The sequence below is a fragment of the Collinsella sp. AF29-7AC genome, from assembly GCF_003475665.1.
Classification (GTDB): Bacteria; Actinomycetota; Coriobacteriia; order Coriobacteriales; family Coriobacteriaceae; genus Collinsella.
The window spans coordinates 25993-47511 of the sequence record NZ_QRQX01000007.1 but is presented as its reverse complement, the minus strand read 5'-3'; the positions used below and the strand labels follow the sequence as shown (position 1 = coordinate 47511).

General features: G+C 61.5%; 22 protein-coding genes. 1 reads left to right on the top strand and 21 read right to left on the bottom strand.

The features are described from left to right. Positions 1-41: 41 nt before the first annotated feature. The 11 genes from DWZ15_RS04510 to rpsP all read right to left on the bottom strand — a co-directional run bounded on the left by DWZ15_RS04510 (position 42) and on the right by rpsP (position 11023). Positions 42-830: a ribonuclease HII gene (locus DWZ15_RS04510; RefSeq protein WP_118449624.1), complete on the bottom strand. Its 789-nt coding sequence runs from the start codon at positions 828-830 to the stop codon at positions 42-44. Between the two features lie 93 nt (positions 831-923). Beyond that, on the bottom strand, positions 924-1265 hold the full coding sequence (rplS, locus tag DWZ15_RS04505) for a 50S ribosomal protein L19 (protein WP_006236098.1): 342 nt from the start codon (positions 1263-1265) through the stop codon (positions 924-926). Between the two features lie 209 nt (positions 1266-1474). Next, positions 1475-4225: a pyruvate, phosphate dikinase gene (gene ppdK / locus DWZ15_RS04500; RefSeq protein ID WP_118449622.1), complete on the bottom strand. Its 2751-nt coding sequence runs from the start codon at positions 4223-4225 to the stop codon at positions 1475-1477. A gap of 326 nt (positions 4226-4551) precedes the next feature. Further along, positions 4552-5427 carry a pyruvate, water dikinase regulatory protein gene (locus tag DWZ15_RS04495; protein WP_118449620.1) on the bottom strand — a complete coding sequence of 292 codons (876 nt, stop codon included), beginning with the start codon at positions 5425-5427 and terminating at the stop codon, positions 4552-4554. Positions 5428-5461: 34 nt separating this feature from the next. Beyond that, positions 5462-7558, bottom strand: a complete 2097-nt coding sequence (gene glyS, locus DWZ15_RS04490; RefSeq protein WP_118449618.1) for a glycine--tRNA ligase subunit beta — start codon at positions 7556-7558, stop codon at positions 5462-5464. A 3-nt stretch (positions 7559-7561) separates the two neighbouring features. After that, the gene (locus DWZ15_RS04485; protein ID WP_118449616.1) at positions 7562-8473 is read right to left on the bottom strand and encodes a glycine--tRNA ligase subunit alpha; all 912 of its coding nucleotides are present in this window, start codon (positions 8471-8473) and stop codon (positions 7562-7564) included. 59 nt (positions 8474-8532) lie between these two features. Next, a complete protein-coding gene (gene lepB, locus DWZ15_RS04480; protein ID WP_117757138.1) occupies positions 8533-9096 on the bottom strand; it encodes a signal peptidase I in 564 nt (187 codons plus the stop codon). 2 nt (positions 9097-9098) lie between these two features. Then, on the bottom strand, positions 9099-9857 hold the full coding sequence (gene trmD, locus DWZ15_RS04475; protein ID WP_117854710.1) for a tRNA (guanosine(37)-N1)-methyltransferase TrmD: 759 nt from the start codon (positions 9855-9857) through the stop codon (positions 9099-9101). A 10-nt stretch (positions 9858-9867) separates the two neighbouring features. After that, on the bottom strand, positions 9868-10359 hold the full coding sequence (gene rimM, locus DWZ15_RS04470; RefSeq protein WP_233544634.1) for a ribosome maturation factor RimM: 492 nt from the start codon (positions 10357-10359) through the stop codon (positions 9868-9870). A gap of 34 nt (positions 10360-10393) precedes the next feature. Beyond that, on the bottom strand, positions 10394-10639 hold the full coding sequence (locus DWZ15_RS04465; protein WP_171021534.1) for a KH domain-containing protein: 246 nt from the start codon (positions 10637-10639) through the stop codon (positions 10394-10396). A 42-nt stretch (positions 10640-10681) separates the two neighbouring features. Next, positions 10682-11023: a 30S ribosomal protein S16 gene (gene rpsP, locus DWZ15_RS04460; RefSeq protein ID WP_022094749.1), complete on the bottom strand. Its 342-nt coding sequence runs from the start codon at positions 11021-11023 to the stop codon at positions 10682-10684. A 201-nt stretch (positions 11024-11224) separates the two neighbouring features. Here rpsP and dinB point away from each other — a divergent pair, with 201 nt between their 5' ends. Then, positions 11225-12478 carry a DNA polymerase IV gene (dinB, locus tag DWZ15_RS04455; RefSeq protein ID WP_199572076.1) on the top strand — a complete coding sequence of 418 codons (1254 nt, stop codon included), beginning with the start codon at positions 11225-11227 and terminating at the stop codon, positions 12476-12478. Between the two features lie 100 nt (positions 12479-12578). Here dinB and rsfS read toward each other — a convergent pair whose 3' ends face one another. The 10 genes from rsfS to DWZ15_RS04405 form a co-directional block, all read right to left on the bottom strand. After that, positions 12579-13034, bottom strand: coding sequence for a ribosome silencing factor (rsfS, locus tag DWZ15_RS04450; RefSeq protein ID WP_117803142.1), 456 nt, complete (start codon positions 13032-13034; stop codon positions 12579-12581). Positions 13035-13062: 28 nt separating this feature from the next. Further along, the gene (gene yqeK / locus DWZ15_RS04445; RefSeq protein WP_192924102.1) at positions 13063-13596 is read right to left on the bottom strand and encodes a bis(5'-nucleosyl)-tetraphosphatase (symmetrical) YqeK; all 534 of its coding nucleotides are present in this window, start codon (positions 13594-13596) and stop codon (positions 13063-13065) included. 86 nt (positions 13597-13682) lie between these two features. Further along, the gene (gene nadD, locus DWZ15_RS04440; protein WP_117637231.1) at positions 13683-14360 is read right to left on the bottom strand and encodes a nicotinate-nucleotide adenylyltransferase; all 678 of its coding nucleotides are present in this window, start codon (positions 14358-14360) and stop codon (positions 13683-13685) included. A 3-nt stretch (positions 14361-14363) separates the two neighbouring features. Next, positions 14364-15830, bottom strand: a complete 1467-nt coding sequence (gene obgE / locus DWZ15_RS04435) for a GTPase ObgE (RefSeq protein ID WP_192934567.1) — start codon at positions 15828-15830, stop codon at positions 14364-14366. Positions 15831-15914: 84 nt separating this feature from the next. Next, positions 15915-16172 (bottom strand): 50S ribosomal protein L27, encoded by a 258-nt coding sequence (gene rpmA, locus DWZ15_RS04430; protein WP_006236075.1) that lies wholly within the window; start codon positions 16170-16172, stop codon positions 15915-15917. A gap of 33 nt (positions 16173-16205) precedes the next feature. Further along, positions 16206-16580: a 50S ribosomal protein L21 gene (rplU, locus tag DWZ15_RS04425; RefSeq protein ID WP_035138585.1), complete on the bottom strand. Its 375-nt coding sequence runs from the start codon at positions 16578-16580 to the stop codon at positions 16206-16208. A 67-nt stretch (positions 16581-16647) separates the two neighbouring features. Further along, complete coding sequence (locus DWZ15_RS04420) at positions 16648-17460, bottom strand: TIGR03936 family radical SAM-associated protein (protein WP_118449612.1); 813 nt, start codon at positions 17458-17460, stop codon at positions 16648-16650. Continuing rightward, positions 17457-19334, bottom strand: a complete 1878-nt coding sequence (locus tag DWZ15_RS04415) for a TIGR03960 family B12-binding radical SAM protein (protein ID WP_117786065.1) — start codon at positions 19332-19334, stop codon at positions 17457-17459. The genes DWZ15_RS04420 and DWZ15_RS04415 overlap by 4 nt, the downstream gene beginning before the upstream one ends. 10 nt (positions 19335-19344) lie before the next feature. After that, positions 19345-20274, bottom strand: coding sequence for a YcjF family protein (locus tag DWZ15_RS04410; protein WP_118449610.1), 930 nt, complete (start codon positions 20272-20274; stop codon positions 19345-19347). Positions 20275-20292: 18 nt separating this feature from the next. Then, the gene (locus tag DWZ15_RS04405; RefSeq protein WP_099431830.1) at positions 20293-21519 is read right to left on the bottom strand and encodes an FtsW/RodA/SpoVE family cell cycle protein; all 1227 of its coding nucleotides are present in this window, start codon (positions 21517-21519) and stop codon (positions 20293-20295) included.

Genomic DNA, 21519 nt, shown 5'->3' with positions numbered 1-21519 from the left:
AGGTTTATAAAACCCCTGAGGTCCCTGTCTCCACAATTGACCTAGAAAAGGCGCTCAGTCTGCAGAAAGTTCCCGCAAAAGCTCACGCGGTGCAGTGGACAAAGTCCATGTTTGCGAATGGCCTCGATGTGCTCGGGGCTTGCGTAGCCTTTCGATTCGGCCAAATGGTACTCGGGATACTCGGCATCGTACTCGACCATCACCTCATCACGCGTGACCTTGGCCATGATGGACGCCGCGGCGATACAGGCGATCTTGGCATCGCCCTTCACCACGTCGCGCTCGTTGGGAACGGCGCCCAAGGGGTTACCGTCCATAAGCACGCAATCGGGCTCGAGCCCCGTATCGGCCACGGCGCCCGCGACAGCGGCTCGAATGGCGCGGGCCATGCCCATCTCATCGATATCCTTCGGCGCGATATGGCAAAAACCGATTGCCGTCGCCACCTCGGCAATCTTCACCGAGAGCAACTCGCGGCGCGCGGGCGTGAGCTTTTTGGAATCGTTGATACCCCAGACGCGCGGCTCCATAGGAAGACAGACGGCGCATACCGTCAAAGGGCCGGCCACCGATCCGCGACCTACCTCGTCGACACCAACGACCACCCCATCGCCGCCAAGCTCATGCATAAGCTCGTACATGTCATTGACGCGCTCGCGCTCGGCAAGCTCTTTGTCATGGCGTTTGAGGGCGCGTTCACAAGCCTTGATCACCTGCTGGCGCGGGTCCTCGCAATAATGCTCCACGAGGGCGGGGATCTCCTCAAACGTAGCGCTCGCCAACTCACCGGCAACCTGCGATGCCGAAACCGAGCTCGTCATGTTGGCCATACCAGGCCCTCCTTGCATGCAAATCAGATAAAAAGAAGGGCCACCCGAAGGTGACCCTTGTGTCCAAACGAGTGGACAGACGCTGCGATCTTCTTAGCGCTTCTCGGGGATGCGAGCAGCCTTGCCCACCTTGTCGCGGAGGTAGTACAGCTTGGCGCGACGGACGCGACCATGACGGACGACCTCGAGCTTGGCGATCTTGGGGCTGTGAAGCGGGAAGGTACGCTCAACACCGACACCGAAGGACATCTTGCGGACGGTGAAGGTCTCGCGGGCACCGGCGCCGGCCATGCGGATGACGTCGCCCTGGAAGACCTGAATGCGCTCGCGGTCGCCTTCCTTAATGCGGTAGTGAACCTTGACGTTGTCGGCGACGCGAACCTGAGGAATGTCCTCGCGGATCTGCTGACGCTCGATTGCGCGGATGTAATCCATGTGCAATTCCTTACTCTTCTAGAGGTGCCGTACCACCTTGGCCGGCACGTAGTTGAACAAACGTATTCGAGTATACACGCGCGGGTTTCTGCTGCAAGAACATTTTTTCACGCAGACAAAAAGACAAAACCCGCACATGATAACCGCCCGTCTCACGAATGAGACGGGCGGCATGAAGGGGGCTACGCTAGGCGTCTAAACCCAAAACGTTAGGCGGAACGCTTGGCCTCGAGCTTGGCCTGAGCGGCAGCCAGGCGCGCGAGGGGCACGCGATAGGGCGAGCAGGACACGTAGTCCACGTCGGCCACGTTAAACAGGCCCTTGATGGACTTGGGGTCGCCGCCGTGCTCGCCGCACACGCCAAAGTGCATGTCGGGATTGGTGGCGCGGCCCTTCTCGACGGCCATGCGCACCAGCTCCAGCACCGCCGCGTCGATGGTCTCGAAGGGGTTGTCTTTCAGGATCTTTTTATGCATGTACAGCGGGATGAACTTGGCCTCGGCGTCATCGCGCGAGAAGCCAAAGGTCGTCTGGGTGAGGTCGTTGGTGCCAAAGCAGAAGAAGTCGGCATGATGGGCGATCTCGTCAGCGACCATGCAGGCACGCGGCAGCTCGAGCATCGTGCCCACGGGAATATTGAGCTCGACGCCTTCCTCGGCGGAAACCTCGGCGATCACGCGCTCGATAACCTCGCGGGTCTGGACATGCTCGGCCGTGATGGAAACGAGCGGAACCATGATCTCGGGGCGCGGGTCGACACCCTCCTTGACAAGGCGGGCAGCGGCCGTGGCGACGGCGCGAACCTGCATGAGCGGCAGATCGCCAAAGACGACGGACAGGCGCACGCCGCGCAAGCCCAGCATGGGGTTGGACTCGACCATGCCGTCAATGCGACGCAGGCGGGCGCGCAGGGCAGTGAGCTCCTCCTCGGGAGCGCCGGCGGCCTCCTTCTTGGTGATGGCGACCTCGAGCTCGCGAGGATTATCCAGGAACTCATGAAGCGGCGGATCGAGCAGGCGGACGACCACATCGCGACCGGACATGGTCTTGAACATCGCCAGGAAGTCCTCGGTCTGAACCTTGAGCAGGTCGGCCAGGGCCTGCTGCTTCACGGCCTCATCGTCAGACAGGATAAAGCTCTGGATGATGTTCTTGCGATCGCCCAGGAACATGTGCTCGGTGCGGCACAGACCGATGGCCTCGGCGCCAAACTCGAGCGCGAGCTCGGCATCCTCGGGGTTGTCGGCATTAACGCGCACGTGGTTGGCGTGGCCATCGGTCTCGTCCAAACGGATCTCATCGGCCCAAGACAGGATGGTGTCCAGGTCGCCGGTGAGCTCTGCAGAGACCAGGTCGACCGCGCCGTCGACGACGATACCCTGGGTGCCGTCGATGGAGATGACATCGCCCTCGCGCAGCACGCGGTCGCTGCCCTCGATGCGCACGACCTTCTCTGCCGCGTCAATGTGGAAGCGCTCAACGCCGCAAACGCAGGGCGTACCCATGCCGCGGGCGATAACGGCGGCATGGCTCGTCTTGCCACCGTGGCTGGTCAGGATGCCCTCGGCGGCGACCATGCCCTTCAGGTCGTCGGGGTTGGTCTCCCAGCGGACCAGAATGACCTTGTGGCCCTCGTTGGCGCGCGCGACGGCGTCATCACTCGAGAACACGACCTCGCCCACTGCGGCACCAGGGCTGGCGTTAAGGCCGCTGGCCAGGGCCTCGTACTTCTTGGAGGCGTCGAACTGCGGGTGCAGGAGCTGGTCGAGCTGCGCGGGATCGATGCGGCTCACAGCCTCCTCGCGGGTGACGAGGCCCTCCTCGACCATCTCGATGGCGATGCGCAGGGCGGCGGTGGCGGTGCGCTTGCCCACGCGGGTCTGGAGCATCCAGAGCTTGCCCTGCTCGATGGTAAACTCGATATCGCACATATCGCGGTAATGATCCTCGAGCGTCAGGAACACGCGCTCGAGCTCCTCGCCTGCGGACTCGAGGCCCGAGGTGGTCTTGAGGTCGGCGATGGGCTCGGTGTTTCGGATGCCGGCGACGACGTCCTCGCCCTGGGCATTCACCAAAAAGTCACCATAGAACTCCTTGGTGCCGTCGGCCGGGTTGCGCGTAAAGGCGACGCCGGTCGCAGAGGTCTCGCCCTTGTTGCCAAAGGCCATGGCCTGGACGTTGACGGCGGTGCCGAGCTCGTCGGAAATGCCGTGCTGCTTGCGGTAGATGCAGGCGCGCTCGTTCATCCAGCTGCCAAAGACGGCCTGGATGGCAAGGCGCAGCTGGAGCTCCGGATCGTGCGGGAAAACGGGCTTACCGTCGGCGACCTCGAGCTCGGGATACAGGGTCGCCTCGACGTTCTCGGAGAAGATGCCCTTAAAGGTCTCGACGAGCTCCTGCAGGTCCTCGGCCGAAAGCTCGGAATCGACACGAACGCCGGCGACCAGGCGGGCCTGGGTCAGGGCGTTCTCGAATAGGTCGGCGTCGACGCCCATGACGACGTTGGAGAACATCTGGATAAAGCGGCGGTAGCTATCCCAGGCAAAGCGCGGGTTTTGCGTCTGGGCGATAAGGCCCTGAACGGAATCGTCATTGAGGCCCAGGTTGAGGACTGTGTCCATCATGCCGGGCATGGAGAACGGAGCGCCCGAGCGAACCGATACGAGCAGCGGATCGGAGGCATCGCCGAGCTTTTTGCCGCAGCGGGCCTCGAGGTCGGCCTCGGCGGCAACAATCTCATCGAGTGCGCCTTCGGGCCACACATTGCCGGCACCGGAGTACTCGACACAGGTCTGGCAGGTAATGGTAAAGCCACCGGGGACCGGCAGACCGATGCGGCTCATCTCGGCAAGGTTTGCGCCTTTGCCGCCAAGCACGAAGTTCATGGATTTGTCGCCCTCAGTGACACAGGTGCCCTGGGCGTCGGTTCCAAAACGGTAAACCCTCTTGCAATCGCTCACGATACTTCCCCTTCCATGCGCTTACGCGCACGACCGTGGTAACGAATCGACCCGCCGGATGCGGGCCGTGAGGGAACTATACGGCGGGTTTTGGACAGGCTTGAGCAGAGGGTGCGCGGTTTGGTAAACGTGCTAAAACCGGCGGTAAACGGTAGGTAAAGGTGGTTAGCTTATGAAGATACCACTACAAGGAAAATGCAGGTCGGATGCGATGTTTTTGCTAAATCGCTTTACCATTTATCAGCATTATTTCCAAGTATTCTCTTTGGGCAGCTAAAAGAGCCCCGTCCCAAATTAGCTACCCAAACAACCTTGTCCCAAGAGAGCTACTTTTGTTGAGCGCGGCGGGCGGCACGGCGGGCCCTGGCTTCCTGGATCTCCTCGAGGTGGGCAATGATCTCGGCAGCGCTTTCCTCGATGGCTTTGCCGTCGGTGCGCACCACAAAGCAGCCCAGGCGCTTCATGAGGGCACGGGCTTCCTCGAGCTCGCTGCGCACGCACTCAGGCTCGGCATAGGAGCCTGCGACGGCGCGGGCGTAGTCGTCGCCCAAGCGGCTATCGCGAATCTCGGAAATCACATCGACGGTCGAAATCAAGCCGAACAGGCGCATCGGGTCAACCTCGTAAATCGACTTGGGCGGCTCCATGCCATGCGCCAACGGAACATTGGCGACCTTGTAGCCCTGATAGGCTAAATACATCGACAGCGGCGTCTTGGATGTACGCGACACACCCAGCAGCACGATATCGGCACCCGACAGATCGTCACAACCACGACCGTCATCGTGCTCAACGAAATACTCCATGGCCTCGATACGATGGAAATACCGATCGTCGGTCTTGTGAATCACGCCCGCAACGCCTTTGGGCGGCGCACCGATGAGCGACGACAATACGGCGAGCGTCGGACCGATCAGGTCGACCGAGCGAATGTGCAGCATGCCCAAATAATCGAGCACGCGGGCGCGAAGCGCCGGATCGACGATGGTGTGGAACACGGCGATATCGCGATGGTCGGCATCGACGCGCGGCCCCACAAATGACTTGACCTGCTCCACGGAGGTCACCTTAGGCAGGCGCAAAACGCGAAAAGCCCCTACATCAAATTGCCCGGACGCCGCAAGCACCACCTCACAAGCGGTATCGCCGAGCGAGTCGGAGATAACGATAACGGTGGGACGAGCGGTGACCGGGCAATCCATGCGGGGCTCCTTTTGCGCTTATGCGCAGGCTGGCTTACTTCTTGCGGGCAAGCTCACCGATGTTGGCAATGCCGGAGAAAACGGCCTCGAAGCGGTTGAGCAGCTTAAGGCGATTATCGCGAAGCTGCTCGTCTTTGTCCATGACCATGACCTCATCGAAGAAACGGTCGATGGGCGCGCGCAGGGCGGCGAGGGCGGCAAATGCGGCCGGGTAGTCCTCGACAGCAAGGGCGGCATCGACAGCGGTCTGAGCGGCCTCGGAGGCGTCGGCGAGCGCGAGCTCGACCTCGCCCATCAGGCTGCGGTCATACTCCGCACCAAGCTCAGGCTTGGAGATATGCGCGGCGCGGGCATAGGCGGTCGCCAGGTTGTCGAACGTCTCAGCGTCGTTCTTGCGGGCCTCGTCGAGGGCGGCGCAGCGGGCGAAGAAGACGGACGGGGCGATAATGTGCACCGCGGAGACGGCGGCAACGGTATCGGCCGGGATCTTTTCGTCGCGGGCCATGCTCACCAGGCGGCCATGGAAGAAGTCACGAACCTGCTGGGCGACCTCGGCGGCGTCGAACTCAATGCCCTGCTCGCTATAGAGCTCGAGCGCAAAGTCGATGAGCGACGTGGGATCGATCGGCAGACGGTCGCGCAGGATGTTGATGATACCGATAGCGGCACGACGCAGCGCGTAGGGATCGGAGGAGCCAGTCGGGGGCTCGCCGATGGCAAAGATACCGGCGATGGTATCAAGCTTGTCGGCGCAGGCCACGATGCAGCCAGCGGTGCCCTCAGGCAGCTCGTCACCGGCAAAACGGGGACGATAGTGATCGCGAATGGCGTGGGCGACCTCGTCGTTCTCCCCCATCGCGGTGGCGTAGTAACCGCCCATCACGCCCTGCTGACTCGTGAACTCGACGACGGCGTTGGACACCAGGTCGGCCTTGCACAGGTGCGCGGCGCGAGCAGCGTCGGCGGCAAGATGGGCGCCCAGATGAGCCTCGCGGGCAATAGCGAGCGCGAGCTGCTCGATGCGCTCGGACTTGGCGAGCACGCTGCCGAGCTTCTCCTGGAAGGCAACCTTGGCCAGACGCTCGCGGAACTCGTCGAGGGAGATCTTCAGGTCCTCCTCGTAGAAGAACTTAGCGTCGTCTAGACGGGCGCGCACGACGCGCTCGTTGCCGTCGATCACGCGCTCGGCATTCTCGGGCTTGCTGTTGGAGACGACCACGAACTCACGCGTGAGCTTGCCCTCGCCGTCATAGATCGGGAAGTAGCGCTGGTTGGTGAGCATGGACTCGCAGATAATCTCGTGCGGGACCTTGAGGAACTCCTCGTCGAAAGTACCGACGAGCACCGTCGGCCACTCGCAGAGGTTGATAACCTCCTCGAAAACCTTCTTAGGCGTATCGACATGGCAGCCGGGACGGGCAGCCTCGACCTCGGCGATACCGGCGAGAATCGCCTCGCGACGACGCTCAGCAGAGAGCACGCCGGCGTCCTCGAGCACCTGCTCGTAGACGGCGGGGCTGGCGACAACGTGGTCACCAGGGCCAAGTACGCGATGACCACGCGTGGTGTTGCCACTCGTCACGTCGGCAAACGACACGGGAACAACATCCTCGCCCAGAAGGCAGCAAATCCAGCGGACCGGACGCACGAACGTCGCGTGCTCGTGGCCCCAGCGCTGGGAGCGGTAGTTGGGCCACTGCAGGCCGGCAATGGTCTTCTCGCACAGGGCCGTCAGGATCGGGGTTGCCGGTGCGGAGGGAATGTTCTTCTCGGCAAAGACATACTCGCGACCGTCGGTATCCTCACGACGGACCAGGTCCTCGGCAGCCACACCGCACTTGCGGGCGAAGCCCTGGGCGGCCTTGGTGGCGTTACCGTCAGCGTCGAAGGCGATGTTTGCCGCGGGGCCACGCTTGACCTCGTGAACCTCATCGGTCGCGGTGGCAACGTCGGCAACGAGCGCAGCCAGGCGACGCGGGCTCGAGATCACGCGGACCTCGCCGTGGGCCAGACCGGCCTCGTCGAGACCCTTGGCGATCATGGTACCAAGCTGCTTGACGGCATTGTTCAGCGGTGCAGAGGGCATTTCCTCCGTACCGATCTCAAACAGGAAATCCTTAGCGTCTGCCATGGCTTACGCCACCTCGCCTTCCTGGTCGGCATTCTCGTTGACTCCGGCGACCTCGGCCATGTAGGCCTCGCAGCACGCCTTGGCGACGGCGCGGACGCGCAGGATGTAGTTGGCACGCTCGACCGCGGACAGGGCGCCGCGGGCATCGAGCAGGTTGAAGGCGTGACTGCACTTCATGACACAGTCGTACGCCGGCAACGGCAGCTTGCGCTCCAGGCAGGAATGGCACTCGGCCTCGTAGTCGTCAAACTTCTGACGCATCATCTCGACGTTGGCGACCTCAAAGTTATAGGCACTGAACTCGCGCTCGTTCTCGAGGAACACGTCGCCGTAGGTCATGGGCGTGCCGTCGGGCAGATAGCTCCACACCAGATCGTAGACCGAGTTGACGCCCTGAGCGTACATGGCGATACGCTCCAGGCCATAGGTGATCTCGACGGGCACGGGGGCGACCTCGATACCGCCCACCTGCTGGAAGTACGTGAACTGCGTGACCTCCATGCCGTTGAGCCAGACCTCCCAGCCAAGGCCCCAGGCGCCCAGCGTCGGGCTCTCCCAGTCGTCCTCGACAAAACGGACGTCATGGTCGTTGGGGTCCAGGCCAATGGCAGCAAGAGACCCCAGGTAAAGCTCCTGAGCATTAACCGGAGAGGGCTTAATGAGCACCTGGAACTGATAGTAGTGCTGCATGCGGTTAGGGTTCTCGCCGTAGCGGCCGTCGGCGGGACGGCGGCAGGGCTGCGCATAGCAGGTGCGCCATTCGGCGGGACCGAGCGAGCGCAGCGTGGTCGCGGTATGGAAGGTACCGGCACCGACCTCGGAGTCATAGGGCTGCATAATGACGCAGCCCTGCTCGCCCCAGTACTGCTGGAGGCGCAGGATGATGTCTTGGAAGGAAAGCGATGAAGCGTTCATGCCTCTAATATCCCCTCGTCGAAACGATTACACGGTTAGGTACTGTACTATAGCGGTTTTTAGTCGATAGCGCCGATGCGGTTGAGCGGCCAGTAGCGCACAAGCGCCACAGCGATCAAATCAGAGCGATCGACGGGACCAAAGTAGCGCGAGTCGGCAGAGTTTTCGCGGTTGTCGCCCATCACCCACACGCACCCGTCGGGAACGGTGTAGGGATAACTCACCTGGGCGCCAGGCGCTTGGACCGAAAGCGGCCAGCTCATGCCCGTCGTATAGTCCTCATCGAGCGCTTGGCCGTCAACGACCACCTTGCCGTCCTGCAGGTCGACCGTCTGGCCGGCCGTGGCAATAACACGCTTGACAAGAACATCATGCTCGGAAGTGACATCGGGGTTGTGGAACACCACGATATCACCCTGTTTGACGGGCTGACCGAGCTCGAGGCTCACCTTTTGTGCCAGGATCTGGTCGCCAATCTCGATCGTGTCCTCCATGGAGCCGGTGGGTACCACAAAGGGCTCGACCACAAAGGTGCGGATCAGGAAGGTGGCCACGAGCGCGATCGCGATGACCGCGACCCACTCAAAAGCGCCCCTCAACGCGGAATGCTGCGATGGAACCATTCTCACTCCTCGCTCTGCGAATACGAAGCGTCCAGAATCTCCTGCGCGTATGCGCGCTCCTGGGGCGTAAGCCGTGCCGTCTCGATCAGGTCGGGACGCCAGCGGCAGGTGCGCTCGATGGCATTCTTACGGCGCCAGGCGTCAACCTTGGCATGGTCACCGCTCACGAGCACCGGCGGCACGCCCTCGCCGTTGAATTCAGCAGGGCGAGTGTACTGCGCATACTCGAGCAGGCCTCCGTCCTCGGCGGTCGAGAACGACTCGTCGACGTTGCTCATCTCGTCACCAAGGGCGCCGGGAATCAGGCGTACGACGGCATCGGCAACGACCATAGCGGGAAGCTCGCCGCCCGTGAGCACGTAATCGCCGATCGACAGGCGCTCGTCGGCATACGCATAGGCACGCTCGTCGACACCCTCGTAACGGCTGCACACAAACAGCAAGCGCTCGCTTTTGAGCAGGCGCTCGGCCACATGCTGTGTAAAGGGCTCGCCACAGGGGGTAAAAAACACCACGGTGGGCTTAGGACCCTCGGAGCTAATAGCCTCGATGGCCTCGACAATAGGCTCGACCTTCATGAGCATGCCCTGCCCGCCGCCGTACGGCTCGTCATCGACGGTACGATGGCGGTCGTGCGTCCAGTCGCGCAGGTTATACGCCTTAAAATCAAAAAGGCCGGCCTTGCGGGCGCGGCCCAAAATCGATGTGGACATGACGGGCTCAAACATCTCGGGAAAGACCGAAAGGGTCTCAATCAGCATGTTGTCCTCCCTACTTGTCCATATCGATCAGGCCGTCCATAACGTGGACGGAAATTGTTCCTGTGTCGGGAAGATCGAGCACAACCTGCTCGATCACAGGAATCAGTACCTCGCCGTACCGATCACCCTCGACAACCCAAACATCGTTAGCGGGCGTCGACATGATCTCGACGATCGTGCCGAGTGAACCGAAGCGCTCGTCGACCACCTCGCGACCCATCAGGTCGGTATAGGCGGCGTCGAGTGAATCGAGCTCTAAATCGTCACGATTTGCCAACACATAGCATCCCGTGATGCCCTCGGCGGCCGTCAAGTCGTCAATGCCCTCAAACGAGACCAGATCGCCATCGCCCGTATCGGTGACGGACACGACCGTGCAAAAGCGGTCGCGCTTGAGCGCCGGCGGCGTCAGGGCGACGCGCATACCCGGCTCTAATACAGAAGGAAGCCCCCGCAGCGGTTGCGCGAGGACCTCCCCCTTCCTTCCGTGCGGCTTGACCACACGGGCGATGTTTTTGTACTGGGACCTCAAGGTCCTAGCCCAGAACCTCTACCTCGACAGCAGTGTCGAGGCGAGCGGCCAGTGCACGGGCGAGCGTGCGAATGGCCTTGATGGTACGGCCACGACGGCCGATGACCTTAGCGACGTCATCCTCGGCGACCGAAACCTCGATCGTAGAGGCGTCGTCACCATCGATGACCTCAAGGCTCACGGAATCCGGGTCGTCGACGATCTGAACAACGAGATATTCGACGAGATCGGCGATGCGATCTGAGAGCATTGCCTCACCCTCGAGCTGTGCAGCGTCAACCTCAGGCACGATTTACTCCTCGGCGCCCTCAGCGGCCTCAGCGGCAGCCTTAGCGGCCTCGGCCTCTTTGGCGAGCTGCTTCTTGGACTTCTTGACGACGGTCTCGGTCTTCTCGCCCTCGTTGGCGGCCTTGACCAGAGCGGCGACGGCGTCGGTGAGCTGAGCGCCCTTGGACTGCCAGTCGGCGATCTTCTCGAGGTCGAGGTTGATGGTCTTGGGGGCGGTCATCGGGTTGTAGCGGCCAACCTCCTCGATGATACGACCGTCACGCGGGGCGCGGGAATCGGCGACGACGACACGGTAGTACGGACGCTTCTTAGCGCCGTGACGAGCAAGGCGAATCTTGACTGCCAAAGGAAACTCCTCCAACCAAGCAGCTTTAGGCTGCAACTACAAACAAACAGTTGAACATAATACGCCATCGACGCGGGCAGGTGAAGTCCGTGAGACCAACTTCTTCGGTGTAGTCGAGGGCAAATCCATATCTTAGACAAGAATTCGGGATTTGCAAGCACATACACGCACCCCACATGAGCTGCGCGGTATACTCATGACATGGAAAGACGCGAACATACATACGGTTATGAGGATGCCATGGGCGTCACGCCGCCTCCCTGGACGGGTCCGGCAGTGGGCCTGATGGACCTCGATGCGTTTTTTGCGAGCGTGGAAATGCTCGATCATCCCGAATGGCGCGGAAAGCCGCTCATCGTGGGCGGAGACGCCGATTCGCGTGGCGTCGTGTCCACGTGTTCGTATGAGGCACGTCGCTTTGGCGTGCACTCTGCCATGGCCTCGGCCGAGGCGCGGCGCTTGTGCCCGCAAGCCATTTGGACGCACGGGCACTTTGATCGCTACCGCGAGGTGAGCGCGCAGGTCATGGCGATTCTCGCCGACGAGACCCCGCGCGTTGAGCGCGTATCCATCGACGAAGCCTTTATCGATATCACACCGGGTCGCTTTGCGCCCGAAGACCCACTGCTGGTTGCGCGGCGTATAAGCGACCGCGTGGCAGCGCTGGGAGTGACGTGCTCCATCGGCGTGGGCTGCAACAAGACGGTTGCAAAGATCGCAAGCGAGCGGGATAAGCCGTTTGGGCTGACCATCGTGCGCCCCGGAACCGAGCAGCGCTTTTTGGCCGCGCTGCCGGTGTCTGCCATGAGCGGCATCGGACGCTCAGCCGAGGAGCGACTGCGCCGCATGCGCATCTACACCCTCGGCGAGCTATCACGTGCACCGGAATCCACCTTGGCCTCTATTTTTGGCGTCAACGGCGAACGCATGCGCCAGCGTGCGCTGGGACTCGAGGTTTCCGAAGTCACGAGTCTGGACGAGGAACGCGAGGTTAAATCGGTGAGCAATGAGCGCACCTTTGCGAAAGATTTGACTGAGCGTGGGGACATCGAAGCGGCGATTGCGCTGTTGGGAGAGTCAGTGGGACGCCGTCTGCGCCGTCAGGGACTAACGGGCGCCACGGTGACGCTCAAGCTTAAGTATTCGTATGGCAGCGGGCGTACGGCACAGCGTCGACTTCCACACCCCACCGATGACGAGAATATCTTTGTTGCCGTGGCGCTCGAGCTGCTCGACAATATCTGGCAAGAAGGCATGCACGTGCGTCTGGCAGGTATCGGAATGAGCGACTTCAACCACCAAGGCGGTATCCAAACCGACCTGTTCTGCGAAGTCGATGGCCGCGGGGCCCAATCCAGCGACCGACGCGACCTCTCCGTCGCCATCGACGCCGTCCGAGACAAATTCGGCGACACCGCCCTATCCTTCGGCCGCCAATCCCGCTTCAACGATTAACCGCCTTTAGGCAAAAAAGAAAGCCGGGCAGGTGCGGAAAACCGCAACTGCCCGGCGAAATGCGCGAAGCTAGCTAAAAAGCCCCGTATCAAATGAGCTACTAGAGGAGATTGAGGGGGAGCTGGGGGGCGTCACCCCAGAGCTTTTCTAGGCGGTAGAAGTCGCGGGCTTCGGGAGTGAAGACGTGGACGACAACCGAGCCGTAGTCCATGAGCATCCAGGTCTTCTGCTCGCGGCCCTCGATGGAGAACGGATGCTCGCCGCAAGCCTCGGCGACCTTCTCCTCGATCTCGTCGACGATCGAATCGACCTGGCGGTTGTTGGTACCGGTGGCAAGCACAAAGTAGTCGCACACGTCGGAAAGCTCGGTCAGGTCGAGCACCTGCACGTCGTCGCCCTTCTTGTCGTAGGCGGCCTGCGCGGCGGCGCGGGCGACATCCTCGGCGGCGACACCGCTCGCGGACAGCGAGGCGGCGGTGCGGTCGGACGTGGCAACGAAACTCTTGTGCTCCACACCTTCAAGAATCTGCTCGTCAGTCATGGTCTCGTCGGCCATGGAATACCTCTTTCTAGACACACCCGAGCTAGCGCAGCTGGGCGTAATGGTTGTAAATCGTAATAGCCGTGGGATAAAGATAGCGCCCGGACTGGATCACATAGACCAGACCCTGCGCAAAACAGGAGAAGAACAACTCGTCAAGCGTCGACTCCCCCACCATCTTGCGCAGCGCGTGGGCATAATCACCATGGCGGTTGGGTTCGATGGCATCGGCCACAAAGACCACCATATCGAGCGGCGTCATGTCGCAGGCACCCACGGTGTGACGGTCGACAGCCTGGAAAACAGCCGGCGACAGCTCGGGGAAAAGCTGCGGAAGCTCATAGGCGGCAACAGGGCCATGCAAAAGCGGCGTCGCGGCGGAAGGAGAGCCGGCAACCTTGATGCCATAGTGAAGCGCGCGGGCCACGAGCTCGTCATCGGAAAGAACCTTGTCCCAATCGTGAATTAAGCCGGCGGCAGCCGCATCAAAGCGGTCAACGCCGTAGACCTCGGCCAGATGAAGTGCGGTCTCGGCAACACCCAGCGAATGCACATAGCGCTTGCGCTTATCTTTCATGCGAACATCGAGCAGCTCTTGAATGCGCTTGAGCAGCGCGCGCTCATCGCCCTCAAACTGATCCTCTACCGACAACGTAGCCCCCATCACTCAAAATCTTCTTGGCCCAAATCGGCATATAGCCTGCGCTTGCGAATGTAGCCGAGCACGGACTCGCTCGTAAGATAGCGCACGCTCATGCCGCGGGCAACTCGCTTACGAATGTTCGTCGAGCTGATCGCCAGCGCCGGAATCTGAATATAGCGCACGTCGAACGGCAGCCCCGACTCTTTGATTCGGGCACGCGCCGTATCGATATCAAAGCCCGGTCGCGTCGCCGCAATAAAGGTAGCAAGCTCAGCGATTCGTTCGGCATCATGCCAGGTCACAATATCGATAATCGCATCGGCGCCCGTAATAAAGTAGAGCTTTACCTGCGGCGGGTAAAAATCGCGAAGGGCATGAAGCGTATCGGCCGTATAGGTTACGCCCGGACGGTCAATCTCGAACCGGCTCGCCAAAAAGGCCGGGTTCGCGGCGGTGGCGAGGACCGTCATGGCATAACGGTCCTCGGCAGGCGTCACCGGCTTGTCAAGCTTAAAGGCGGGAGAGCCCGCCGGCATAAAGAGCACAGCGTCCAAGTCGAGCGACTCGCGCGCCTGCTCGGCAGTCACCAGGTGCCCGTAATGAATCGGGTCGAATGTGCCGCCCATAATGCCAAGCCGAAACTCCTTGCCCTCTTTTATGGGAAGCTCGGGCAAACCGATTCCACCGCGCAGCGACATGGCTTACTCGCCCTCCGAGGTCTCGGCATCGTCCGCGGCATCCGCCGCATCGATAGCCTCGACGCCCTCATCCGCAGCATCGGCCACGTCAATGGCCTCAACGGCAACGTCCTCGCCAGCGTCCTCGAGCTCCTCGTACTCCGAGAAGTCCTCAGCGCCCTCAAAGTCAAAGGCGCGCTGGCAAATGCGGACCTCGTCGCCCGCACGGCAACCGGCCTTCTCGAGCGCGTCGTCAACACCCATACGCGCAAACTTATGCTGCAGGTAGATGACGGCTTCCTCGTTTTCCCAGTCGGTCTGGATGACCATGCGCTCGATGGCACGACCGACCACGCGGAAGGCGCCGGGCTCTTCCTGGACAATGCGGAACCGCTTCTCGCGCTGCAGACGGCGGCGCTCCCACTCCTCGTCGCGCAGATCGACCGGCTCATCAGAGACCGCCAGCTCGGCGCGAAGCTTAGCCACCTGCTCGCCTACGGCAAGCATCAGCGTATTGAGACCGGCACCCGTCACGGCGGACACGGCAAAGAACATATGGCCGTCGTCGAGTGCCGCACGCTTGAGGTCGGCAATCTTGTCGGCCGTGCCCGGCGCATCGCACTTGTTGGCGACGACGATCTGCGGACGCTCCGAAAGCTCGGCGCCATACTGCTCGAGCTCACGGTTGATGATACGGTAATCCTCAACCGGGTCGCGATCCTCAAACCCGCCCGTCATGTCAACGACATGCATGATGAGCGCCGTGCGCTCAATGTGGCGCAGGAACTGATGGCCCAGGCCCTTGCCCTCGCTTGCGCCCTCGATCAAACCAGGAACGTCGGCAACGACGTAAGAATACTCACCGGCACGCACCATGCCGAGGTTCGGCACGAGCGTTGTAAACGGATAGTCGGCGATCTTGGGACGGGCGGCACTCATGCGCGCGATAAGCGAGGACTTGCCCACCGAGGGGAAGCCCACGAGCGCGGCATCGGCCATAAGCTTCATCTCGAGCTCAATCCAGTGCTCCTCGGCCGGTTCGCCCAGCTGAGCGAACGCGGGCGCGCGGCGCACCGACGTCACAAAGTGCGTGTTGCCCAGGCCACCGGCACCGCCGGGCGCCACGACAACGCGCTCGCCATCATGCACCAGGTCGGCAATCTCGAACATCGGGGTCTGCGTCTCGGGGTCGAGCTCGCGCACCACGGTGCCCATAGGAACCTTCAAAATTAGGTCCTCGCCGCTCTTACCGTTACGACGGGCACCCTGCCCGTGCGTGCCGCGCTCGGCGCGGAAGTGATGCTTAAAGCGGTAATCGATCAACGAAGACAGCTGAGCATCGGCCTGGATGACGACATTGCCGCCACGACCGCCGTCGCCGCCATCGGGGCCGCCCTTGGGGACAAATGCCTCGCGCCTAAACGACATGCATCCGGCTCCGCCGTCGCCGCCGCACACGTTAATACGGCTGATATCGGTGAACTGTGACAACAGAATCGCCTCCTACAAAAAGAGGGAGACCCTTGAATCCTAAAACTCAAGTGCCTCCCACATATGTGCTCTATGAAGGGTGAATTACGCGTTCGCGAGCGGGCGTACGCTGACCCTGTGCTTGATACCCTTGTGGAACTCAACGGTACCGTCGACCAGCGCGAACAGCGTGTCGTCCTTGCCACGGCCAACGTTCTCACCCGGGTGGATGTGAGTGCCGTGCTGACGGACGAGAATCGTGCCCGTGGTTACCGTCTGGCCGGCATAGCGCTTCGTGCCAAGGCGCTGACCGCGGGAGTCACGGCCATTACGGGAGGAACCGAGTCCTTTTTTGTGTGCCATTGTGTATACCTACTCTTTCGTTACGAGTGTAATCTACTCGGCGACGGGAGCCTCGGCAACAGCCTCGGCCTCTGCCTTGACAGCCTTCTTGGCGCGGGACGTAGCCTGGACCTTCACGATCTTCAGCTTGGTGAGCTGCTGACGGTGACCCTTCAGACGACGATAGCGCTTACGCTTGTGGAACTTGAAGACCAGCTGCTTCTCGCCCTTGAACTGCTCAACGATCTGAGCGGTAACCTTGGCCTTGGCCAGCTTGTCGGGATCGGTGACGATCTTCTTACCATCGTTGAGGAAGATGACCGGCAGGGTGACCTTGTCGCCCTCATTGCCCTCGATCTTCTCGACGGTGATGACATCGTCGGTGGCGACCTTGTACTGCTTGCCGCCCGTGTTAACGATTGCGTACATGTTTACTTGCCCTTCATGCATCAGTTAGTGCAACAGCCGAATATAGTAGCAGGCGAAAATACCCCCGTCAACGAGTATGTGGAGCAAATCCACAAGTTCGCACAGGTATGGGGCTGACGAGTCGGCCCTCGTCGTCCTCGCATGCTTGATTCTGACGCTCGACATCGTAGGAGCAGATGGTCACGAGGTCTTGCATACCGGTGGAAACAATAGGTGCATCCACGCCCGGGGTCAAGCCCTGCAACAAAACATCAGCAGCAGAAAGCAAAATTTCCGGACGCATGGAGCCCTCGTTGTCGGCATGGGTGTCGAGCATGAGCACCAAATGGTCCGGGCGCTCCCCCGCCGTGAGCTCATAGCCCACGAGCGTGTGATCCAAATCCAAGCGCTTGCTCTTTTTGCCGCGCGCGTAGTCGATGCCATGGTCCGCGCGCAGCGTGTCGATCGCACGACGCACCTCGTCGGTGCTTACGGGCGCCTCGGGATCCAAGTGCAGGTCGATGCGATACGACAGACGCGTGAGCTGCGCCGTCAACGCCGGCGTGCGCACGTCGATGTAGGCAGCCTCGATAGGCGCCAGATCGGCCGGTGATGCAGCGGCCAGACGCTCAAAGGCCTCGTCAAGCGCGACGAACTCGGTCATAAACAGGTCATACCACTCGCAGGTCGACGACGTGCCCACGGGCAGCGCCGACGAAAAGCCCACGCGCATATGCGGTGAGAAACCCTGCGTCACGGCATAGGGCAGGCCCGCACGGCGCACGATACGCTCAATGGTATGGATTAGTTCCAAATGGCCCAGGTACTTGAGGCGATCACGCTTGCCGTAGCGAACGCGCAGCCTAAAGAGCGTGGGATTGTCGGTCAAACGCTCACTCATGCGCGATCACCCATCAATACATTCTTGGCGTGGAGCGTGGGGCAGATTCCGCAACCGGTGCACGACGTGCGGGTGCAGTCGGGCGTCGTGACGCCCTCGAGCGAACGGCGGTATTCGCGCTCGAGGAAGCCGCGCGAGCAGCCGGGGCTCACGTGCTCCCAGGGCAGACGCCAGTCCAGCTCATAGGGCAGGTGCACGAGCTCGTTGAGGTCGATGCCGTTTTTGGCAGCGGCCTCCTTCCAGTTGTCGAGCGAAAAGTGCTCCACCCAGGCGTCGAAGCGCGAGCCCGCACGCCAGGCATCGATGATGACCGGCGTCATATCGCGACCGGCACGGGAGAGCGCAGCCTCGATGAGCGAGGTCTCGGCATCGTGGTAATGCACGCGGACGGCACGGTTACGAACGCTCGTGATGAGCAGCTTCTGGCGGCGCTTGACGTCGTCGTAATCGAGCTGCGGGCACCACTGGAAGGGCGTTGCCGCCTTGGGGATGAACACCGAAACCGAGATAGACACCGAGATAGACCCGCGGCGCGCCTTGGGCACCACGGAACGGCCAAGCTCCAGCACGTGATCGGCCAGGTTGGCGATAGCCACGATGTCCTCATCGCGCTCGCCGGGAAGGCCCATCATGAAGTAGAGCTTCATGCGGTTCCAGCCGGCCTCGAAGGCTGCCTTGGCCGCGCGATCCAAGTCCTCCTCGGTCACGTTCTTGTTGATGATGTCGCGCATACGCTGGCTGCCCGCCTCGGGCGCGAACGTCAGGCCGCCCTTCTTTTCGCCGGCGACCGACTCGGCCATATCCACGCCAAACGAATCCAGGCGCTGCGAGGGAATGGACACGCGAATGCCCGTGTCTTCCAGACGGCGGTTAAGGCGACCGAGCACATCGCGGATGCAGGAGTGGTCGGTCGTCGAAAGCGAGGTAAGCGACACCTCGTCATAGCCGGTCTTTTCCAGGCCCTGGATCACCGACGAGACGATCTGGTCGGCCGAACGCTCACGCACCGGGCGATACGTCATGCCGGCCTGGCAAAAACGACAGCCGCGAGCGCAGCCGCGCAGAATCTCGATAGACAGGCGGTCGTGAACCAGCTGCGCATAGGGCACGCACGACTGCGACAGCGGATTCGTGGCGCCGAAATCCTCGACGACGCGTTTGTAGACCACGGTCGGCGCATCCTTGCCCTCGCGCGGCACGGTGTAGCCATGCGGCGAGCAGGGCTCGTCGTGACGAACCTCATAGAGCGACGGCACGTAGTTGCCGGCAATGGATGCAAGCTGCTCAACAATCTGCGCGCGCGGGACTCCTTCGTCGCGCAGGCGGCGATGCAGCTGGCAGGTCTCGAGCAGCGATTCCTCGCCCTCGCCGATGAGGATGGCATCGAAGAAGGCCGCGTACGGCTCGGGGTTGTACACCGAGGGGCCGCCGGCGATGATGATGGGGTCGTCTTCACCTCGGTCGGCCGCTAACAGCGGAATGCCAGCGAGGTCGAGTGCCTCAAGGAAGTTCGTCACCGCCATCTCGTGCGGCACATGCAGACCGACGATATCAAACGAAGCGACGGGGGCGGCACCCTCGAGCGACAGCAGCGGAATACCCGCCTCGCGCATGGCGTCACCCATATCGGGCCACGGCACATAGCCACGCTCGCAGGAGATGCCCTCGGCCTGGTTAAGGATGTTGTAGAGGATGGCGATGCCCTGGTTGGGCAGACCGACCTCGTACACATCCGGGTAGATCAGGCAGCAACGGTAGTCGGCATCGGCCTTTGAAAGCGTGCCCCACTCGTGATCGATATAGCGGCTCGGCTTTTCGACCTTGGCGAGCAGCGGCTCAATTAAATGAAAGCAGTCTTGATACGGAACGCGCAACGGAAAACCCCTAAGCAGCGAGATCGGATGCGTCCTGATAGGACGCCATAGGACGGGTAGCGCCCGCGACCGTGGTCACCAGATCGCGAACGCGGGAGAACGTGGCAGTGACCACCTCGTTGGCACGGCTGTAGTCGACATCGCGCTCGTAGAGCGAAACGAGCGCACGGCCCATGCCATAGGTGCCCGCGGCGGCAGTAAGCGCCTTGACGGCAAACCCAATATGCGGCGTCTGCTTGACGAGCGCGCGGGTGAACGCGCGGATCACAAGACCGCCGGCAAGCACGCCCGCGACCTCGTAGCCGCGCTCAGGCTTAATGCCGCGTCCAAAGACGGCAGCGAGCTCAAAGAGCATGCCCACCTGCGCCAGCGCCATCACGGGATAATCGGCGCCCGGCAAAAACACCAGCGCACCGGTCGCCATATTGGTGAGCGCGCACGAGGTGATGATACGATTGGCCGCCGCGATGCGCATGAAGGCAAAGTTCGCCGCAAAAGCCGTTTCCTTGTCGGTGCGATCGAGAATCCAGCGGGCAAGCGTCTCGAGCAGATACGTCTTATCGGTTGCCGCTACCACGCCGAGCATAGGCGTGGACTCCTCGATAAACGGCACCTCCACAGCAGACTCGGCAAGCACGCACACGGGCGCGCCGGCGATCACGAGCTCCTGCACGGCACTCTCCAAGCGGTCGGAGCCGCACGAGAGCACCAGTACCACATCGGTATCGGTCTTTGGAGCAATTCGCTCCTCCCCCAGACGCTCGACGCGCACAATGCCCAAGGTCGTCTGCGGTACAAAGGCGTCACGCACTGTCTCGGCCAGAAAGCGCGAGGCGGACGAATCCAAATAGACCGAGACGCGCACCGGCGTATCGGAATCCTTCTTAACGGACGCGCCCATCTTAAAAGCGCGGGTCAGCTTATCTACGGGAATTTTCATAGCAAACCCCTCCAGCGGTTACGCGGCGCCCGAACGATGCCGCCATATGGATTGTACGATACCCACCGTCAGCAGCTGAATCATCATCGAAGACGAACCGAAGCTAATAAACGGTAGCGGAATACCGGTAATCGGCATCATGCCGATGCACATGCCGATGTTTTCGAAGGTCTGGAACGCCCACATGCCAACGATGCCCACACACGATAGGCGCAAGAACAGCGACTCACACTTAAAGGCGACGCGAATCGTCGAAAAGATCAGCAGCACGTAGAGGCACAGGAGCAAAAAGGAACCGCAAAAGCCAAAGGTCTCGGACAGGAAGGCGAAGACGAAGTCGGTGTGGAACTCGGGCAGAAAGCCGCCGGCCGACTGCGTCGCATGGCCCAAACCCTTACCAAAGAAGCCGCCCGAGCCAACGGCGATAAGCGACTGCTGCAGGTTGTAGGCATCGTCCGAATCGGCATTATCGGGGTCGATAAAGACCGTCAGGCGGTTCATCTGATACTGCTTGATGAGCACATCGTGGCCGAGCAACGAATCAAAGACCGAATCGAGCGCCAGGACGAGGGCCACCAGGCCCACGAGCAGGGCCAGGGTCGACAGCACCCATTCGCGGCGCGCACCGCTCATGCAGATGACGATGGCGCCCGAGACCAGCACGACCAGGCCCGAGCCCAGGTCGCCCATGGCGACGACGGCCAAAAACGGGATGGACAGCATGCCGCAGAGCTTGACGTAGTCGCGAACGGTATCGATGCGGCCGTTATACTGCGAGCCAAGCGTGGCAATAAAGAAGATGGTGATGAGCTTGGCAAGCTCGACCGGCTGGAATGTCAAGCCGATACCAGGAATCTTGATCCAGCCCGTCATGCCCAGACCGCCCGTATAGGACAGACCCGGAATCTTGGGCGAGAAGATCACGATCAGGTCGATGACGAGCAACGCCGTCGAGAAATTGGAAATACCGCGCAGGTCGGTACGCCAGACCAGCACCGCCAGCAACGCCCCGATACCAATTCCCAGCAGATGGCGTGAGAACGAAGCATCGGCCTTAAACTGCGAAGCCGACCAGATAATGATGGCACCGTAGGCGACGAGCGCCACTGTGGCCACGAGCACACCGATATGCACCTTTTGGCGAAACGTGCCGCGCGAGGCCGAAAGTTGCTTGTTGACGCGGTCCAGGCTGCTGCGAGAGCCGGTCTTGGTTGAACGGAACAGATCCGCCGGAGAAAAATCCAT

What these genes read in the sequence shown, in the direction of transcription:
- rplU (WP_035138585.1), bottom strand. Translation starts at nt 16,580, where the DNA reads ATGTACGCAATCGTTAACACGGGCGGCAAGCAGTACAAGGTCGCCACC.
- rsfS (WP_117803142.1), bottom strand. Translation starts at nt 13,034, where the DNA reads ATGGCCGACGAGACCATGACTGACGAGCAGATTCTTGAAGGTGTGGAG.
- DWZ15_RS04410 (WP_118449610.1), bottom strand. Translation starts at nt 20,274, where the DNA reads ATGAAAATTCCCGTAGATAAGCTGACCCGCGCTTTTAAGATGGGCGCG.
- DWZ15_RS04510 (WP_118449624.1), bottom strand. Translation starts at nt 830, where the DNA reads ATGGCCAACATGACGAGCTCGGTTTCGGCATCGCAGGTTGCCGGTGAG.
- lepB (WP_117757138.1), bottom strand. Translation starts at nt 9,096, where the DNA reads ATGGTTCCATCGCAGCATTCCGCGTTGAGGGGCGCTTTTGAGTGGGTC.
- DWZ15_RS04420 (WP_118449612.1), bottom strand. Translation starts at nt 17,460, where the DNA reads ATGAGTGAGCGTTTGACCGACAATCCCACGCTCTTTAGGCTGCGCGTT.
- dinB (WP_199572076.1), top strand. Translation starts at nt 11,225, where the DNA reads ATGGAAAGACGCGAACATACATACGGTTATGAGGATGCCATGGGCGTC.
- DWZ15_RS04405 (WP_099431830.1), bottom strand. Translation starts at nt 21,519, where the DNA reads ATGGATTTTTCTCCGGCGGATCTGTTCCGTTCAACCAAGACCGGCTCT.
- DWZ15_RS04465 (WP_171021534.1), bottom strand. Translation starts at nt 10,639, where the DNA reads ATGCTCTCAGATCGCATCGCCGATCTCGTCGAATATCTCGTTGTTCAG.
- nadD (WP_117637231.1), bottom strand. Translation starts at nt 14,360, where the DNA reads ATGTCGCTGCGCGGTGGAATCGGTTTGCCCGAGCTTCCCATAAAAGAG.
- DWZ15_RS04485 (WP_118449616.1), bottom strand. Translation starts at nt 8,473, where the DNA reads ATGAACGCTTCATCGCTTTCCTTCCAAGACATCATCCTGCGCCTCCAG.
- yqeK (WP_192924102.1), bottom strand. Translation starts at nt 13,596, where the DNA reads ATGAAAGATAAGCGCAAGCGCTATGTGCATTCGCTGGGTGTTGCCGAG.
- glyS (WP_118449618.1), bottom strand. Translation starts at nt 7,558, where the DNA reads ATGGCAGACGCTAAGGATTTCCTGTTTGAGATCGGTACGGAGGAAATG.
- rplS (WP_006236098.1), bottom strand. Translation starts at nt 1,265, where the DNA reads ATGGATTACATCCGCGCAATCGAGCGTCAGCAGATCCGCGAGGACATT.
- rpmA (WP_006236075.1), bottom strand. Translation starts at nt 16,172, where the DNA reads ATGGCACACAAAAAAGGACTCGGTTCCTCCCGTAATGGCCGTGACTCC.
- trmD (WP_117854710.1), bottom strand. Translation starts at nt 9,857, where the DNA reads ATGCTGATTGAGACCCTTTCGGTCTTTCCCGAGATGTTTGAGCCCGTC.
- DWZ15_RS04495 (WP_118449620.1), bottom strand. Translation starts at nt 5,427, where the DNA reads ATGGATTGCCCGGTCACCGCTCGTCCCACCGTTATCGTTATCTCCGAC.